This is a genomic window from Spirillospora sp. NPDC029432 (assembly GCF_040703975.1).
Classification (GTDB): domain Bacteria; phylum Actinomycetota; class Actinomycetes; order Streptosporangiales; family Streptosporangiaceae; genus Spirillospora.
In genome coordinates, this window is the sequence record NZ_JBEZWH010000009.1 from 145651 (window position 1) to 161923 (window position 16273).

12 protein-coding genes are annotated in these 16273 nt (G+C 72.5%); 9 read left to right on the plus strand and 3 right to left on the minus strand.

What is annotated here, in order from left to right:
- Window positions 1–228 precede the first annotated feature (228 nt).
- From AB0881_RS09980 to AB0881_RS10010, 7 genes are all read left to right on the plus strand, one after another.
- Complete coding sequence (locus AB0881_RS09980; protein WP_366615825.1) at window positions 229–1125, plus strand: hypothetical protein; 897 nt, start codon at window positions 229–231, stop codon at window positions 1123–1125.
- A gap of 106 nt (window positions 1126–1231) precedes the next feature.
- Window positions 1232–2287 (plus strand): iron ABC transporter permease, encoded by a 1056-nt coding sequence (locus AB0881_RS09985; protein ID WP_366615826.1) that lies wholly within the window; start codon window positions 1232–1234, stop codon window positions 2285–2287.
- Complete coding sequence (locus AB0881_RS09990; RefSeq protein WP_366615828.1) at window positions 2284–3354, plus strand: iron ABC transporter permease; 1071 nt, start codon at window positions 2284–2286, stop codon at window positions 3352–3354. The genes AB0881_RS09985 and AB0881_RS09990 overlap by 4 nt, the downstream gene beginning before the upstream one ends.
- Before the next feature lie 124 nt (window positions 3355–3478).
- Complete coding sequence (locus AB0881_RS09995) at window positions 3479–4225, plus strand: ABC transporter ATP-binding protein (protein WP_366615901.1); 747 nt, start codon at window positions 3479–3481, stop codon at window positions 4223–4225.
- 175 nt (window positions 4226–4400) lie between these two features.
- Window positions 4401–5450 carry an iron-siderophore ABC transporter substrate-binding protein gene (locus AB0881_RS10000; RefSeq protein WP_366615830.1) on the plus strand — a complete coding sequence of 350 codons (1050 nt, stop codon included), beginning with the start codon at window positions 4401–4403 and terminating at the stop codon, window positions 5448–5450.
- 31 nt (window positions 5451–5481) lie between these two features.
- Window positions 5482–7272, plus strand: coding sequence for an ABC transporter ATP-binding protein (locus tag AB0881_RS10005; protein WP_366615832.1), 1791 nt, complete (start codon window positions 5482–5484; stop codon window positions 7270–7272).
- Window positions 7269–8969 carry an ABC transporter ATP-binding protein gene (locus tag AB0881_RS10010; protein ID WP_366615834.1) on the plus strand — a complete coding sequence of 567 codons (1701 nt, stop codon included), beginning with the start codon at window positions 7269–7271 and terminating at the stop codon, window positions 8967–8969. Before AB0881_RS10005 ends, AB0881_RS10010 begins: the two co-directional genes overlap by 4 nt.
- A 43-nt stretch (window positions 8970–9012) precedes the next feature.
- Here the strand turns inward: AB0881_RS10010 and AB0881_RS10015 are convergent, their stop codons facing one another.
- The 3 genes from AB0881_RS10015 to AB0881_RS10025 all read right to left on the minus strand — a co-directional run bounded on the left by AB0881_RS10015 (window position 9013) and on the right by AB0881_RS10025 (window position 13647).
- Window positions 9013–9444, minus strand: coding sequence for a hypothetical protein (locus tag AB0881_RS10015; protein WP_366615836.1), 432 nt, complete (start codon window positions 9442–9444; stop codon window positions 9013–9015).
- A 197-nt stretch (window positions 9445–9641) separates the two neighbouring features.
- On the minus strand, window positions 9642–12269 hold the full coding sequence (locus tag AB0881_RS10020) for a M14 family zinc carboxypeptidase (RefSeq protein ID WP_366615837.1): 2628 nt from the start codon (window positions 12267–12269) through the stop codon (window positions 9642–9644).
- Window positions 12270–12498: 229 nt separating this feature from the next.
- Window positions 12499–13647, minus strand: a complete 1149-nt coding sequence (locus AB0881_RS10025) for an NDMA-dependent alcohol dehydrogenase (RefSeq protein WP_366615839.1) — start codon at window positions 13645–13647, stop codon at window positions 12499–12501.
- A 238-nt stretch (window positions 13648–13885) separates the two neighbouring features.
- Here AB0881_RS10025 and AB0881_RS10030 point away from each other — a divergent pair, with 238 nt between their 5' ends.
- Window positions 13886–14695: an IclR family transcriptional regulator gene (locus AB0881_RS10030; protein WP_366615840.1), complete on the plus strand. Its 810-nt coding sequence runs from the start codon at window positions 13886–13888 to the stop codon at window positions 14693–14695.
- A gap of 138 nt (window positions 14696–14833) precedes the next feature.
- The gene (locus tag AB0881_RS10035; RefSeq protein ID WP_366615903.1) at window positions 14834–16261 is read left to right on the plus strand and encodes an aldehyde dehydrogenase family protein; all 1428 of its coding nucleotides are present in this window, start codon (window positions 14834–14836) and stop codon (window positions 16259–16261) included.
- Window positions 16262–16273: the final 12 nt, after the last annotated feature.

The following is a 16273-nucleotide window of genomic DNA, read 5'->3' on the forward strand; positions in this document are numbered from 1 at the left end:
GACAGGAGTCCCGAATGGCGACGGGCGGTGCCCTGGGTGCGGCTGCGGCGGATCCCGGGACGGCGGGGAACCGCGAACGGTATCTTTCGTGATCGATTCCAAGGTCGTCAACATTTCGGGGGTACCGCCATGCACGGCCAGGTTCCGGGTCCGCCTGGACAACAGGGGCAGCACGGGCAGCCGGGACAGCCGTACGGGCCTCCGACCGTTCCGCCGGGCGGGTCCCCGATGGGGGCGCCGACCATGCCGCCCCAGGGGCCGCCCCCGCGCGGCAAGCGGCCGGCGCTGATCGCGCTGATCGCCGCCGGTGGGGGCGCACTGCTGCTGCTCGGGCTGGTGGCGTTCGTGGTGGTCCAGCGCTCGTCCTCGCCCAGCGGTCCCGTCGCGGCCGAGCAGTGCGTGGGGACGCGCTTCGAGTCCGGTACCAAGCAGAGCACCGTTCCGAACACCGTGCGGGTGGACTGCGACGCCCCCGAGGCCAAGGGCAAGGTCGTCAAGGTGACCCGCGAGGGCAAGCGGACCGCCTACCAGGGCCGCGTCTCCGAGCCCGACTGCCCCGAGGGGACCGACGGGGCCGCGCGGGTCAGCATCGGCTCCGATGACGAGCGCTACTGGGAGGCCTGCGTGCGGAACCTCAAGGGCCCGCACCCCGGCGACCCCGGCGCCGGCGGTGCGTGGATCGCCAAGGGCGACTGCGTGAGCAGCGCGCGCTTCGGGTTCGGCGGCGAGAAGCCCTGCTCCGCGTCCGACTGGTACGGCAAGGTGATCGCCCGCGTCGCCGCGGAGAACGAGTGCCCGTCCCCGCAGACGCTGGAGACCATGCGGCTGCGGTCGTTCGGCGGCGGCTCGATCTCCAAGCCGGTGCTGTGCCTCGGCCGGGGCGGCGGCGTCCTCGGCGCGGGCGACTGCATCCAGGATCCCTCGTTCGCGTTCGCCGGCCTGAAGAAGGCGGACTGCGGCACCGAGGCCGCGATCGCCAAGATCGCCGCACGTGTCCAGACACGGCGGGAATGCCCGTCCACCTCGACGCACGTCATCGAGGCCAAGGAGGCGCTGCTGCCGGTCATGTGCCTGCAGAAGCTCCGCGACACGCCGCTGGAACGCCTGGACAAGCTGACCGGCTGAACCCCGGTACGGCCCGCGCGGATCGCCGGTGGCGAATTAGGTTAGGCTCCCCTCATTCGCGGGCGATCTTGGAGGAAACGGTGCCGGCCGGACTTGTCGGGCGTGGATGAGCGCGATCGTGGCGGAGCGGCCCCCGGCCGGGGTCGCGGCGGCCCGCCGGCGGCTCGTCATGGGAGTGGGCGTGCTGGTGGCGGTCCTGCTCGTCGCGGGAGCGGCGTCGCTGGCCGTCGGCGCGCGGGCGTTGAGCCCGGGTGAGGTCTGGCGCGGGCTGTTCGCGGCGGCGGACTCCGACCAGCGGCTCACCGAGATCAGGCTCATCGTGCGGACCGTGCGGCTGCCCCGTACCGTGCTCGCGATCGTGGCAGGCATCGCCCTCGGGGTCGGCGGCGCGCTGATCCAGGGCTGCACGCGCAACCCGATCGCCGACACGGGACTGCTGGGAGTGAACGCCGGGGCCTCGTTCGCGGTGGTGACGACGATCTCGGTGTTCGGGCTCACCGACCCGTTCCAGTACGTCTGGTTCGCGTTCCTGGGGGCGGCGGCGGCCGGGGCCGTGGTGTTCGGGCTGTCGAGCATCGGGCGGGGCGCGGGCAACCCGCTGACGCTCGCGCTGGCGGGGCAGGGCATCGCGGTGTTCCTGGCGGCGATGACGACGGCCGTCGCGCTCACGGACCAGACGTCGCTGAACGCGCTGCGGTTCTGGAACGCGGGCTCCGTGGCGGGCGTCGGGTTCGGTGTCATCTGGCCGGTGTCCGCGTTCATCGCGGCCGGGCTGGTCCTGGCGCTGGCCACGCTGCCCGCCCTCAACCTGCTCAACCTGGGGGACGACGTGGCGCGCGGCCTGGGCGTGAACACCGCGCGGAGCCGGACGGTCGGCATCGTCGCCATCACGCTGCTGGCGGGCGCGGCGACGGCCGCGTGCGGCCCGATCGCGTTCCTCGGGCTCATGGTGGCCCACGTCGCCCGGTACCTGACCGGGCCGGACTACCGCTGGCTGGTGCCGTACGCGGGCCTGCTCGGCGCGGCCGTACTGCTGGTCTGCGACATCGTGGGGCGCGTGGTCGTGCGGCCCGGCGAGCTGGACACGGGGGTCGTCGTCGCGCTCCTCGGCGCCCCGTTCTTCGCGGTCCTGGTGTGGCGCGGGAAGTTCAGGAACGCATGAACGGGACGGACGTGAAGCGGCCGGTGGCGCCGGGCGTGCGGCTCGGCGGGATGTCGTTCGTGTGGCGGCCCTGGCTCGTCGCCGTGACGGTGCTGCTGGCGGCGGCGGCGTTCCTGGTGTTCTGCCTGTCCATCGGCGTCGGCGACTTCTCCATCGCGCTGCCCCGCGTGATCGCCACGATCGCCGGCCGGGGCGAGCGCGTCGACCAGTTCGTGATCATGGACCTGCGGATGCCGCGCGCGCTGGCCGGGCTGGTCGTGGGGATCGCGCTGGGCGTGTCCGGGGCGATCACGCAGTCCATCGCGCGCAATCCGCTGGCCAGCCCGGACGTCCTGGGGATCACCGCGGGCTCGGGCGCGGTCGCGGTGTTCCTGGTGACGGTGTCGGGCGGGGCCGCCGCGGCCGTCGCCGGCACCGTGGGCCTGTCCGTGGCGGCGTTCGCGGGCGGCCTCGGCACCGGGATGCTGGTGTACTTCCTGGCGTGGCGGCGCGGGGTCGACGGCTTCCGGCTGATCCTCATCGGCGTCTCGGTGAGCGCGCTGATGGAGGCCGTCACGACCTGGCTGCTCGTCACCGCCGACATCAAGGACGTGGCCCGCGCCCAGGCGTGGCTGGTCGGGTCGCTGGACGGCCGCTCGTGGGCCGAGGTCCGGATGGCGGTCTGGTGCGCGCTCGTCCTCCTGGTCGTCGTGGCCGCCGCCGCGTTCCAGTTCAGGCCGCTGCACTTCGGTGACGACATCGCCGCCGGGCTGGGCGTCCGCTACTCGTCGGTGCGGGCGGTGATGCTGCTGTGCGCGGTGCTGCTGGCCGGGGTGGCGGTGAGCGCGGCGGGGCCGGTCCCGTTCGTCGCGCTGGTGGCGCCGCAGGTGGCGATGCGGCTGGCGAGGCACCCGACGCCGCCGCTGGTGGTCTCCGGGCTGGTGGGCGCGCTGCTGCTGAACGGCGCGGACCTGGTGGCGCGCACGGCGCTGCCGGTCGCGCTCCCGGTCGGCGTGGTCACCGCGGCGATCGGCGGGCCGTTCCTCGTCTACCTGCTGGTGCGGGCGAACCTCCGGCGAGCGATGTGAAAGTTAGGCGAGGCTAAGTACAGTGGATCTTGTGGCCGCTCAGCACATCACCGGGACCGAGTCCGGAGCCGATTCCGCCGTACGGCTGGCGGCCAGGGGCGTCACCGTCGGGTACGGCGGCCGGATGGTCATCGACGACCTGGACGTGGCGATCCCGCCGGGGGTGATCACCACGATCATCGGCCCCAACGGCTGCGGGAAGTCGACCCTGCTGCGGACCCTGTCGCGGCTGCTCAGGCCGGCGAGCGGGACGGTCGTCCTGGACGGCGAGGACATCGGCCGGCTCAAGACCCGGGACGTGGCGAAGAAGCTCGGGCTGCTGCCGCAGGCACCGGTCGCGCCGGACGGGCTGACGGTGGCCGACCTGGTCGCCAGGGGCCGCCACCCGCACCAGAGCTGGCTGCGGCAGTGGTCGTCCGACGACGCCGGCGTCGTGGAACGCGCGCTGGCCATGACGGGCGTGTCCGACCTGGCCACCCGCCCGGTCGACGCGCTGTCGGGCGGGCAGCGCCAGCGCGTCTGGATCTCGATGACCCTCGCCCAGGGCACCGACCTCCTGCTGCTGGACGAGCCGACCACCTACCTCGACCTCGCGCACGCCATCGACGTGCTCGACCTGGTGGACGATCTGCACGAGGCGGGACGCACCATCGTCATGGTGCTGCACGACCTCAACCTGGCCATCCGCTACAGCGACAACCTGATCGTGATGCGGGAGGGGGCGATCCTGGCGCAGGGGCACCCGCGCGACGTGGTCACCGCCGAGCTGCTGCGGGAGGCGTTCGGGCTGCGCGCCCAGGTGATCGACGACCCGGTGGGCGACCGGCCGCTCATCGTGCCGATCGGCCGCGCCCACGTCCAGCCCGAGTAGCCCGCCAAGCCGCCAGGCCGCCAGGCCCGACTGCACCCGCCCGGCCCGCCGACCGGCGGAAAAGCCGCCGAAATGTGATCAAACTTAGGCAAGGCTAACCTTATTATCACTGTCACAGGTTTGCCTGCACTGACACGGGTTGCAGCGGATACAGCGCGGAAGCAAGGGATTTCGAATGCCCCTCGAACGAACGACACAGGCGAAGTCCTGGCGGCGAATGGCGGCGCTGCTGTCCGCCGCGACCCTCGGTATCGCCCTCCTGACGGGATGCGGTTCCGACTCGGCGGACGAGCCGGGCGGCGGCGCCCCGGCGGCCGCCGGGGGCACCTTCCCGGTCACCGTGGAGCACGCGTTCGGCTCCACGGAGATCACCAAGGCCCCCCAGCGGGTCGTCTCCGTCGGCTACACCGACGACCAGGCCATCCTGGCGCTCGGCACCAAGCCGGTCGGCATGGTCGACCAGTACCCGAACCCGCCGGGCAAGACCCCCGACATCAACACCCAGTGGCCCTGGGTGAAGGACAAGTGGGGCGACGCCCGCCCCGAGGTCGTCATGAGCAACGGCGACACCGGCCCCAACTTCGAGAAGATCGCCGCGCTCCGGCCGGACCTGATCATCGCGGTCTACTCCGAGATCGACAAGGCCGCCTACGACAAGCTCTCCAAGATCGCGCCGACGGTGGGCCGCACCAAGGCCGAGAAGGAGCCGTTCAGCGCGGCCTGGCAGGACAACGCGGTGCACATCGCCAAGGCGCTCGGCAAGGAGGCCGAGGGCAAGAAGATGGTGCAGGACATCCAGGGCAAGCTCGACGCCGCCCGCAAGGAGCACCCGGAGTTCGCGAACCAGACCGCCGTCGCGCTGTCCTGGTACAAGGACTCGGTCGCGCCGTTCACCACCACCGACGTGCGCGGCCGGCTGATCACGGGCCTCGGCTTCAAGGGGGCCACCGAGATCGACAAGATCGCGGGCGGTAAGTTCTTCACCGTGCTGTCCCCCGAGCGCATCGACCTCATCGACGTCGACCGCATCTTCGTCATCAACGACCAGGCGGACCAGGCGGCGCTGAAGAAGTTCGAACTGTTCGCCAACCTGCCCGCGGTCAAGGACGGGAAGGTGTCGTACCTGCTCGACAGCGAGGGCCCGGCGGTCGGTGCGGCCATGTCCCAGGGCACCCTGCTGTCCCTGCCGTACGCGATCGACGAGATGGTCAAGTCGGTCGGCTGAATGTCGAACGGCTGGATGTGAACGGTTGGAAGTGAGCGGTACCGACACGAGCGCCGCTCCGGCGGCACTGCGCACGGCAACCGGCCGCGAGGCCGCCCGGTGGGTGGCGGCGCACTGCCGCCGGACGCCGTGGCCCGCGGCCGCCGCCGTACTCACCACGGTGGCCGGGGCGGCGCTCCAGGTACTCCCGGTACTGCTGCTCGGCCGGGTGGTCGACGGGGTCGTCGCGGACGAGTCCCCGTCGATCCTGGTCACGATCGGCGCCCTGCTGGTGGCCGCCGCACTCCTCGGCGCGGCGGCCACCGCCGCGTCGACGTACCTGATCGGGCGGCTGGGCGCGGACCTGCTCGCGCGGCTGCGGGAAGGGGCCGTCCGGGCGGTGCTGGGCATGCCGAGCGCGCGCGTCGAGCAGGTCGGCCGCGGGGACGTGCTCTCCAGGGTCGGCGACGACGTGGCGGTGCTGTCCAAGGGCATCCGGACGGCCGTCCCGACGGTCTTCTCGGCGGGCGTGCTCGTCGCCATCGCCACCGCCGGCATGTTCGGCCTGGACTGGCGGCTCGGCCTGGCGGGCGCCGGCGCGCTGCCCGCGTACGCGCTGGCCCTGCGCTGGTACCTCCCCCGGTCCGCACCGCTCTACCGGCGGCAGCGGGCGGCCCAGGCGGACCGCGCGCAGGCGCTGATCAGCGGCCTGAACGGGATCGACACGGTCCGCGCGTACCGGCTGGAGGGCGCCTTCCGCGAGCAGGTCACCCGCGAGTCGTGGCGGGTGCGCGACCTCGGCATCGAGGTGTTCCGCTTCTTCGGCCGGTTCGTCGGCAGGGAGAACCGCGCCGAGTTCATCGGGCTGGTCCTCATCATCGTGGTGGGGTACGCCCTGCTGGAGGCGGACGCCGCCAGCCTCGGCGAGGTGTCGGCGGCGCCGCTGCTGTTCCACCGGCTGTTCAACCCGCTCGGCTCCATCATGTTCACCTTCGACGAGGCGCAGAAGTCGGGCGCGAGCCTCACCCGGCTGGTCGGGGTGCTGGGAGAGGACGCCGAGGACCGGCTGGTGGGCGACCCGGCCGCCGCGCCGGCGGAGGCGGCGGCGTACCCGGTGACGGTCGAGGGGCTGACGTTCGCCTATCCGGGCACCGGCGCGCCGGTCCTGCGGGACGTGAACCTGTCGATCCCGGCCGGCGGTTCGCTCGCGCTGGTGGGGGCGACGGGCGCGGGCAAGACGACCCTGGCCGCCCTGGTCGCGGGCATCGGAACACCGCAGGCCGGCTCGGTGCGCGTCGGGACGATAGACCTCGCCGACTTGGACGAGGCCGCGACGCGGACCCTGGTGAGCATCCTGACGCAGGAGACGCACGTGTTCTCCGGCACGCTCGCCGACGACCTGCGGCTGGCCGCGCCGGAGGCGACCGGCGCCGAGCTGATGGACGCCCTGCGCACGGCGGGTGCCGACCGGTGGGCCGGCGCGCTGCCCGGCGGGCTGGACACCCCGGTCGGCGAGGGCGGCGAGCGCCTGGACGGCACCAAGATCGCCCAGATCGCGCTGGCCCGGCTCATCCTGGCCAGGTCGCCCGTGGTGGTGCTGGACGAGGCGACCGCCGAGGCCGGCAGCCAGGGCGCCGCCGAGCTGGACCGGGCCGTGCTGGAGGCGTGCCGGGGCCGTACCACGCTGCTCGTGGCGCACCGGCTCAGCCAGGCGATGGCGGCCGACCGGATCGCCGTGCTGGACGCGGGACGCGTGGTGGAGCACGGGACCCACGAGGAACTGGTCGCGCTGGGCGGCCGGTACGCCCGGCTCTGGCACGCCTGGCGCGAGGGAAGCCGATGACGACTCCCGACGTGCAGGGGCCCCGCACGGGGTCCGAGATCCTCCGGACCGCGCTGCGGCGCAACCTCGGCGCCATGACCTGGGGCACGGTCCTCATGGGCATGTACCAGGCGGGCGAGACCGCCTTCCCCATCGCGCTCGGCCTGATCGTCGAGCACACGATGCGGGACCGCGGGCTCGGCGCGCTCGGCCTGTCGATCGCCGCGCTCGCCGTCATCATCACGACCGTGTCGTTCTCGTGGCGGTTCGGGATGCGCATCCTGCAGAAGGCGAACACGACCGAGGCCCACCGCTGGCGGGTGCGGGTCGCGGCGTGCGGGCTCCAGCCGGTGGCCAGGGACGTCGACCTGAAGTCCGGCGAGGTGCTGACCATCGCCACCGAGGACGCCGACCAGACCGCCGACATCATCGAGGTGGTGCCGCTGCTGGTCAGCTCGCTGGTCGCGGTGGTGGTCGCGGCGGTCGCGCTGGGCCTGGCCGACGTCCGGCTCGGCCTGCTGGTGATCGTGGGGACGGCCGCGATCCTGACGGTCCTCAGCGTGATGTCGCGGCGGATCGGCGCCAGCACCCGCGAGCAGCAGTCACGGGTGGCGCGGGCGGGCGCCAAGGTCGCCGATCTGATCATCGGGCTGCGCCCGCTGCACGGGTTCGGCGGCAACCACGCCGCGTTCCGGTCGTACCGGGAGGTCAGCACGGAGGCCAGGCGCCAGGCGGTCACCGTCGCCCGGGTGAACGGGACGTACGCCGGCACGGCGCTCGCCCTCAACGCGGTCCTCGCCGCCGCCGTGACGCTGGCGGCCGGCCGGCTCGCGTTCCAGGGGCGGATCACCATCGGCGAGCTCGTCATGGCCGTGGGCCTGGCGCAGTTCATCATGGAGCCGCTCAAGCTGTTCTCGGAGATGCCGAAGTACGTGATGACCGCGCGCGCGTCGGCCGAGCGGATGGCGCTGGTGCTGGCCGCGCCGCCCGTGCTGGCGCCGGGGACGCGGCGCCCGGACGCGGGCGGCGGCGTCGAGGTCGACCGCGTCCGGTACGGGTCCCTGCGCGGGCTGAGCTTCGAGGTGCCCGCCGGCGAGTTCACGGCGATCACCGCGTACCAGCCGCGCGCGGCGGCCGATCTCGCGTCGGTCCTGGCCGGCGGCGTCCCGCCCGGCGCGTACGGGGGGACGGTGCGGGTCGGCGGGCAGGAGATCGCGGACCTGTCGGTCGAGGCGCTCCGCGAGCACATACTGGTGAACCCGTACGACGGGGAGATCTTCGCGGGCACGCTGCGCGCGAACATCGACCCGGCGGGCACCGGCCGGGACATCGCCGCGGCCGTCGAGGCGTCCATGCTCACCGACGTCGTCGCCCTCCATCCCGAGGGGCTCGACCACGGCGTCCGCGACCGCGGCGCGAACCTCTCCGGCGGCCAGCGCCAGCGGCTGTCGCTGGCCCGCGCCCTCGCCGCCGACGCCGAGATCCTCGTCCTGCACGACCCGACGACCGCCGTCGACGCGGTGACCGAGCAGCTCATCGCGCGCAACATCGCCGGACTCCGGCGCGGCCGCACCACCATCGTGATCACGAGCAGCCCGGCGCTGCTGGACGCCGCCGACCGGGTCCTCGTCCTGGACGGCGGCGTCATCACCACCGAGGACACGCACCGCAACCTGCTCGGCAGCGACGAGGACTACCGGGCGGCCGTGGCCCGCTGACCGGGCGCGGCGGTCAGCGGGCCGGGCTTCAGCGGGCTGGGCCTCAGCGGGCGGTCGTGCCGGCCGGCGGGGCGGTGAGCGCGTAGATGAGCAGCACGCACATGGCGATGGTCAGCACCGACCAGACCGGGAAGGCCTGCAGGAACGCCAGGTGCCCGATCGCGGCCAGCACGGCGAGCACGACGCCGGTCGCGCGGGCCCAGGTCTGGCCGGCCAGGATGCCGGCGCCGACGGCGAGCTGCACCAGCCCGACGATCAGCCAGATCCAGCCCCAGGCGGTGAAGTCGAAGACCAGGATCTCGTTCGAACCCACCAGGTAGTAGTCGTCGTTGAACAGCGCCACCAGGCCGTCGATGAAGTTGAACGCGCCGATCACCAGGGCCAGCGTGCCGGCGAACGTCAGCCAGCTCGATGTGCGCGCCTGCCGGTGCGCCGAGGTGGCGGGGCCGGGTTCGTGGGCCATCTTCGACGTCATAGGGCGTACCTTCCGCTGTGGTGCGATCGACCGGATGCTCCCCATCCGGATATGGGCCACAAACAGGTACGGGACGCGTTTTGGGGGTGCCTTGGGGGAACGTACGCCGCCCCTTGCCACCGGCATTGGACGCGCCGGTGGAAGACCCCGGTCACCGCGCGCGGTGACCGGGGTCCGCGGGTCGAGCCCGGTGGAGGTCAGCGGGCGGCGGGGCGGGCCTTCTCGGACGGGCCGTGGTAGATGGAGTTGATCACGATGGGCCAGGTCGCCCGGGGCCAGGACCGGAACGTGATCTCGCTGCCCGCGATGGTGGCGCTGCCCTTGCCGACCTCGAAGGACACCACGTTGGCCAGCCCGTGCAGCGCGCCGGTACCGTGCGCGTACCCGCTGGCCAGCAGATCGCCATCACCGGGGTACGTGGAAGCCGCGGTGGCCTCGCCCGTGATCCGGTACGCGGCGTCCCGGTTGAACCAGACCGGCCACTCCCCGGGCATGCCCCACGCCGCCGGGACGTCCGGCTTGTAGTTCGCGCGCAGCAGGGCTCCGGGGGCGTTGAACTTCGACGTGTCGGACGGCACCGCGTTCTCCACCGGCAGGTCGAGCAGCTGCCGCGCGGTCTCCGAGCCGCTGCCGACGGCGACGAGGTTGCCGCCGCCGGAGACGAAGTCGCCCAGCGCGTCCCAGCCCTTCTCCCCGACGCCGCGCGCCCAGGCGAACTCGGGCGGGTTCTTGGCCGGGTCCAGGCCGTTGACGATGGTGTTCCTGGAGACGCCGTCGGCGAGGACGATCGTGTCGTAGCGGCCGGCCAGGTCGGCGTAGTCGTCGGCGCCGACGACCTTGTAGTTCACGCCGTACTGGTCGAGCATCCAGGTCATCCAGCCGCCGGGCATGTTGTTCGCGCCCCGGATCAGGCCGACGCGGGTGCCCGGCTTCAGACGGAACGCGCCCACCTCGGGCAGCTCGTCCGAGCCGTACACCGGGATGCCGGTCGCGGCCGAGACCCGCTGGAGCTCCTGCCGCGCGGCGGGCGACGGCGGGACGACCACCGTGCCGGGCGCGAACGTCCGGCCCGCGGCCTCGAACTCCTCATCGGAGCGGAAGACCGGCACGCCGGCCTTCTGCAGCCCCGCCAGCACGTGCGCGACACCGTACGACTCGGGCGCGACCAGGTACGCCCCGCGCGGCTCGGCCGGCATCCGCACCGGCTGCGGCGCGACCCGCCGCACGCGCTGGAGGGACGCGGTGACGGCCTTCTCGACCGGTACCGCGGTGACGCCCAGCAGCAGCGCCGCGTTGTCGGTCGTCTCGCTGTACGGCATGATCAGCGGGCAGTCCGCGCACTTGCGCGCCGCCTTCTCCGGGTAGACGTCCTTCTGCAGGAGCTGGTGGATCCAGCGGCCCAGCGGCTGGCGGGTGCGGAGCACGTACGACCCGGCGGGGTAGCTCTTGCCGTTCGCCGTGAACGCCGTCCGCGCCTGGTCGATCTCCACCCGGCCGAACTCGAAGATCTTGAGCAGCTCGTACACAGCGTAGGGGTCACGCTGCCCGGCCGGGATCACGTACGCCTCGGGCGTCCCCGGTTCCACGTCAGGCAGCCGGCTGCCGTTGCGTGTCACCTGGTAGAGGTTGTTGTACAGCCACGACTCGGGGTTCTTGGCGATGTTCTCGATGCCCGCGTACGCGGCCGTCTTGGCGTAGGCGACGATCTGCTCCAGCGTCCACGTGTTCTTGTCGTACGGCTGGAGCATCCGGATCGTCTTGTTCTGCGAGCCGAGCGGTTTGCCGTCGGCGCTGGTGTACGGGTACGCCAGGTCCTTCGCGGAGGCGATCTCGGTGAGGAACAGCGAGGTGCCCAGGAACGTCGAGAAGCCCATGACGTCGGCGTTCCAGAAGATGCCGTAGGCGTCGTCGGAGCCGACGCCCTTCTTGTTCTCGGCGGTGAGGGCGCGGGCGGCGACCTGGCCCTGGGTGTTGGCCGACTGGATGGTGATCGGGTCGACGCCGTTGCCGAGCGGCTCGTCGTACGGGGGCGTCCACAGCCGCGGCCCGCCGGTGCCGGCCTGGTGCATGTAGTGCCCGGCGACCGGCCGGTACGTCTGCTCCAGCCGCACCCGCGTCCGCGTCTCGCGCTGCGTGAACATGAACCAGTCGCGGTTGTTATCGTGCCCGACGTACTTGTGGTACAGGTCCGGATAGACCCGGTTGTACGGGGTCCCGGCGGTCTTGTTGAAGTGGTCGACCACGAGGTGCTGGCCGTCCGGGTTGCCCGACGGGAGCACCAGCAGCACCGCGTTCTTCAGGACGGTGTCGGTGTACTCCGACCGCTCGGTCGCGAGCCGGTGCACGATGTCCACGAGCGCCTGCGTGTTGCCGACCTCGGTCGAGTGCAGAGTGCCTTCGATGAGGTAGACGGGTTTGCTGCGCTCCGACAGCCGCCGCGCCTCCTGCTCGGAGACGCCCGGCTCGGCGAGCCGCTGGTTGTCGCGGACGATCTGCCGGAGATCGCGCAGGTTCCGCGGGTCGCTGATGAACATCGCCGGGTAGTCGTTGCCGAGCGTCGTCTTGTCCACGACCTGGTACTCGACCCGGTCGGACCGGTCGGCGACCAGCCGGAAGTACTGCTTGATCTTGTCGAACCCGGCCAGCCGGCCGGTCGTTCCCATCGCGAAGCCGAAGTAGTTCGTGGGGGCGGGGATCGTCTTGCCCTGGGCTGTGCGCGTGACCGTACCGCCGGCGCCGAGCGCGTCGGAGCGCATGGGCGCGGCGACGAGGGCGGCGGAGGTCAGTACGGCGGCCAGCACGCGGGCGGTGCGCCGCGGCAGCATCCGGTCTCCAGTGGGTGCGGGGGGTGGCACGGGAACACGGGAAGGAGGGGATGAAGAGAGATGGGGAGAGAGGGACGGGAACCGCCGGCCGGTCGGCTGAGCCCAGAGTGAATCGTGGTGACCGAAAGGTCAATGCCTTGATCGTTAACGGTTCTGCTGCTAAAGGATCTCCGCCCGCGCCCATGCGAAGGCCGGGGCGGGTCCGCCCGCCCCGGCCTCCGGCACCGCGTCAGTACTTGATCATGCCGCGGATGTTCTTGCCGTCGCGCATGTCCTGGTAGCCCTTGTTCAGCTCCTCCAGGGTGTAGGTGTTGGTCACCAGCTCGTCCAGCTTGAGCCTGCCCTCCTCGTAGAGGCGCAGCAGGCGCGGGATGTCGCGGCGCGGGTTGGCGTTGCCGAAGATGCAGCCGACCAGTTCCTTGCGCTGCATCGCCAGGTCGAACAGGTTGAGCTTGACGTCCTCTTGGAGCATCGGCGCGACCGCGGTGACGACGGCGCGGCCGCCCTTGGCGACCATCCCCATCATCGGGCCGATCAGGTCGCCGGTGGCGACGCCGGTGGTGAGGATGGCCTTGTCGGCGTTGGCGCCCCAGGTGAGCTCGCCGACCTTGGCCGCCGCCTCCTCGATCGACGCGGCGGTGTGGGTGGCGCCGAAGGTCTCCTCGGCCTTCTGCCGCTTCCACTCGACCGGGTCGACCGCGATCACGTGCCGCGCGCCGGCCATCGCCGCGCCCTGGACGGCGTTCATGCCGATGCCGCCGATGCCGATCACCACGACGGTCTCGCCGGGCTGGACGTCGGCGACGTTGACGGCCGAGCCCCAGCCGGTCGTCACGCCGCAGCCGACGAGGGCGGCCTTGTCGAGCGGGATCCAGTCGTCGATCTTCACGCAGGTCGCCTCGTTGACGACCGTGTACGGCTCGAACGTCCCGGTGCAGCACATGATCCCGAGATCCTTGCCGCTCTTGGAATGGTGCCGCGAGGTGAAGTCGCCGATCTGGCGGCCGGCCAGCAGCACCGCGCCCAGGTCGCAGATGTGCTGGCGGCCCCGGGCGCAGGACGGGCAGCGCCCGCAGGCCGGGATGAACGACAGGACGACATGGTCGCCCTCCTGCAGGGTCGTGACGCCGGGGCCGACCTCGACCACCTCCCCGGCGCCCTCGTGCCCGCCGATGACCGGGAACTGCTCCAGTCCCAGCAGCGCGGCGGTCTCGGGATCGAGGACCATGTCCCCGGTGACCATGTGCTCGTCGGAGTGGCACAGGCCGGACGCCGCAAGCTTGATCTTGACCTCGCCCGCCTTGGGATCGTCGAGCTCGATGTCCTCGATGCTCCAGTCGCTGTGAGGTTCCCACAGGATCCCCGCTCGAATCTGCACTGGCGCCCCCTCGGGCTTGGCCGCCGTTCACTGCGCACCGATGCGGCGCGGCTCACGACGGACATTATCGATTTTCCCCTTTCTTACTAGAACTTCATTCGGGATTCCATAGCCCGGCCCCGCCCATCGCCTGCGTGTTCGCGGCGAAGCGGGGCCCGTGCCGAGGGAAGCGGTGGGAGCCACCACACCCGGTCCGTCCAGGGTTCGAGTATCCGGGACGGCGTTGTTACGGTGGGCCATGAGCAGTCCCCCTACACCCCCGGCCTACTCCCAGTCGCTGGAACGTGGGCTCGCGGTGCTGTCGGCGTTCAGCGAGACCGGGCCGGTGCTGGGCATCGCCGACATCTCCCGCGCGGTCGGCCTCACCCGCAGCACCACCCACCGGTACGTGTCGACGCTGGCCAGGCTCGGGTTCGTCCGGCAGGATCCCGGCACCCGCAAGTACTCGCTGGGCCCGCGGGTGATCGATCTCGGCTTCGCGGCGCTGAGCTCGATGGAGATGACGCGGGTGGCGGCCGAGCCCCTGCAGGCGCTGGCGGACGAGACCGGGTACGCGGCGAGCATGGCCGTGCTGGACGGGCCCGACATCGTGTACGTCGAGCGGCGCCGCAGCCGCCGGCCAGGCGGGCTCGGGGTGGACCTGAACCTGCACGTCGGATCGCGGCTGCCGGCGTACTGCACCTCGATGGGCAAGATGCTGCTGGCCCACCGGGAGCCCGCCGCGCTGCGCCGCCTGCTGGACCGCACCACCCTTGCGCGGCGCGGGCCGAACACCATCACCGGCCGGGAGCGGCTGATCAGCGCCCTGGCCGGGGTGCGGGCGGCCGGGATCGCGGTCAACGACGAGGAGCTCGCGCCGGGGCTGCGGTCGATCGCCGCGCCGGTGCGCGACCGGTCCGGGACGGTGGTCGCGGCGATCAACGTGGCGGTGCATCTGACCACCTGGACGACCTCGGCCGACACGCTGACGGGCCGGATCGAGGGGCCGCTGCGGCGTACCGCCGGGGAGATCTCCGCCCGGCTCGGCCACCGGCGGGACCCGGCCTGACCCCGACCGGCGGAAATAGTGTTCGAGTGGCTCGAACGCCGCGTTGATCCGCCGCCCGGGGGCACTCTACATTCGGCGCACCCCGGCGAGGGAAAGGACTCAGAGGTGTTCCTCGACGCGACGCAGTGGACGGACCGGATCTTCATCGGCGGCACGTGGCGGCCGGGTTCCGGTGGCGGCATCGAGGTGGTCGAGCCCGCGACCGGCGGCTCGCTCGGCCGGATCGGCGCCGCCGACGCGGGCGACGTGGCGCGGGCGGCCGAGAGCGCCGCCGCCGCGCAGCGCGACTGGGCGGCCCGGCCGCATCCGGAGCGGGCCGCGGTGCTGCGCCGCGCCGCCCGGCTGTGGAGCGAGCACGCCGAGGAGATCTCCTGGTGGAACGTCCGCGAGGTCGGGGCCGTCCCCGGCATGGCGGGGTTCGCGCTGCACGTCGCCGAGCAGGAGTGCCACGAGGCCGCGGCGCTGCCCGGCCGCCCGTACGGGGAGCTGCTGCCCAGCGAGGAGCCGCGGCTGTCGATGGCCACCCGGGTCCCGGCCGGGGTGGTGGGGGTGATCGCGCCGTTCAACGTCCCGATCATCCTGGCGATCCGGTCGGTGGCGCCCGCGCTGGCGCTGGGCAACGCGGTGATCCTCAAGCCGGACCCGCGCACCGCCGTCACCGGCGGCGCGGTGCTCGCCCGCGTCTTCGAGGAGGCGGGACTGCCGCCGGGCGTGCTGCAGGTGCTACCCGGCGGGGCCGACGCCGGCGCGGCGCTGGTGACGCACCCGCTGGTCCGGGTGATCTCGTTCACCGGGTCGACCGAGGCCGGCCGCAAGGTGGGCGAGCTGGCCGGGCGCCACCTCAAGCGGGCGCACCTGGAGCTGGGCGGCAACTCGGCGCTGATCGTGCTGGACGACGCCGACCTGGACGCCGCGGTCAACCTCGCCGCCTGGGGCAGCTTCTTCCACCAGGGGCAGATCTGCATGACGACCGGGCGCCATCTCGTCCACCGGCGGCTGTACGACGAGTTCGTGGAACGGCTGGCGGCGAAGGCGGGCAAGCTGCCGGTCGGCGACCCGGCCACCGCGGAGGTCGCGCTCGGCCCGGTGATCGACGCCGGCCAGCGCGACAAGATCCACGCGATCGTCCAGGACAGCACCCGCCAGGGCGCGACGCTCGCGGCCGGCGGCGGCTTCGAGGGCCTCTTCTACTCCCCGACCGTGCTGGCGGAGGTGACGCCGCGGACCCCGGCGTTCGCCCAGGAGATCTTCGGGCCGGTCGCGCCGGTGGCCCGGTTCGGCGACGCCGACGAGGCCGCGGAGCTGGCGCTGGCCAGCGAGTACGGGCTGTCGCTGGGCATCGTCACCCGCGACGCGATGAAGGGCCTGGCGCTGGCGCGGCGGATCCCGACCGGGATCGTCCACATCAACGACCAGACCGTCAACGACGAGGCCAACTCGCCGTTCGGCGGCGTCGGCGCGTCCGGGACGGGCTCCCGGTTCGGCGGTGCCGCGGCGAACGTCGAGGCGTTCACCGAGACCCGCTGGATCACCATGCGCGGCCAGGCCCCCACCTATCCGTTCTGACCGCCCGTCCGT

What these genes read in the sequence shown, in the direction of transcription:
- AB0881_RS09980 (WP_366615825.1), top strand. Translation starts at nt 229, where the DNA reads ATGGGGGCGCCGACCATGCCGCCCCAGGGGCCGCCCCCGCGCGGCAAG.
- AB0881_RS09985 (WP_366615826.1), top strand. Translation starts at nt 1,232, where the DNA reads ATGAGCGCGATCGTGGCGGAGCGGCCCCCGGCCGGGGTCGCGGCGGCC.
- AB0881_RS09990 (WP_366615828.1), top strand. Translation starts at nt 2,284, where the DNA reads ATGAACGGGACGGACGTGAAGCGGCCGGTGGCGCCGGGCGTGCGGCTC.
- AB0881_RS09995 (WP_366615901.1), top strand. Translation starts at nt 3,479, where the DNA reads ATGGTCATCGACGACCTGGACGTGGCGATCCCGCCGGGGGTGATCACC.
- AB0881_RS10000 (WP_366615830.1), top strand. Translation starts at nt 4,401, where the DNA reads ATGCCCCTCGAACGAACGACACAGGCGAAGTCCTGGCGGCGAATGGCG.
- AB0881_RS10010 (WP_366615834.1), top strand. Translation starts at nt 7,269, where the DNA reads ATGACGACTCCCGACGTGCAGGGGCCCCGCACGGGGTCCGAGATCCTC.
- AB0881_RS10015 (WP_366615836.1), bottom strand. Translation starts at nt 9,444, where the DNA reads ATGACGTCGAAGATGGCCCACGAACCCGGCCCCGCCACCTCGGCGCAC.
- AB0881_RS10020 (WP_366615837.1), bottom strand. Translation starts at nt 12,269, where the DNA reads ATGCTGCCGCGGCGCACCGCCCGCGTGCTGGCCGCCGTACTGACCTCC.
- AB0881_RS10030 (WP_366615840.1), top strand. Translation starts at nt 13,886, where the DNA reads ATGAGCAGTCCCCCTACACCCCCGGCCTACTCCCAGTCGCTGGAACGT.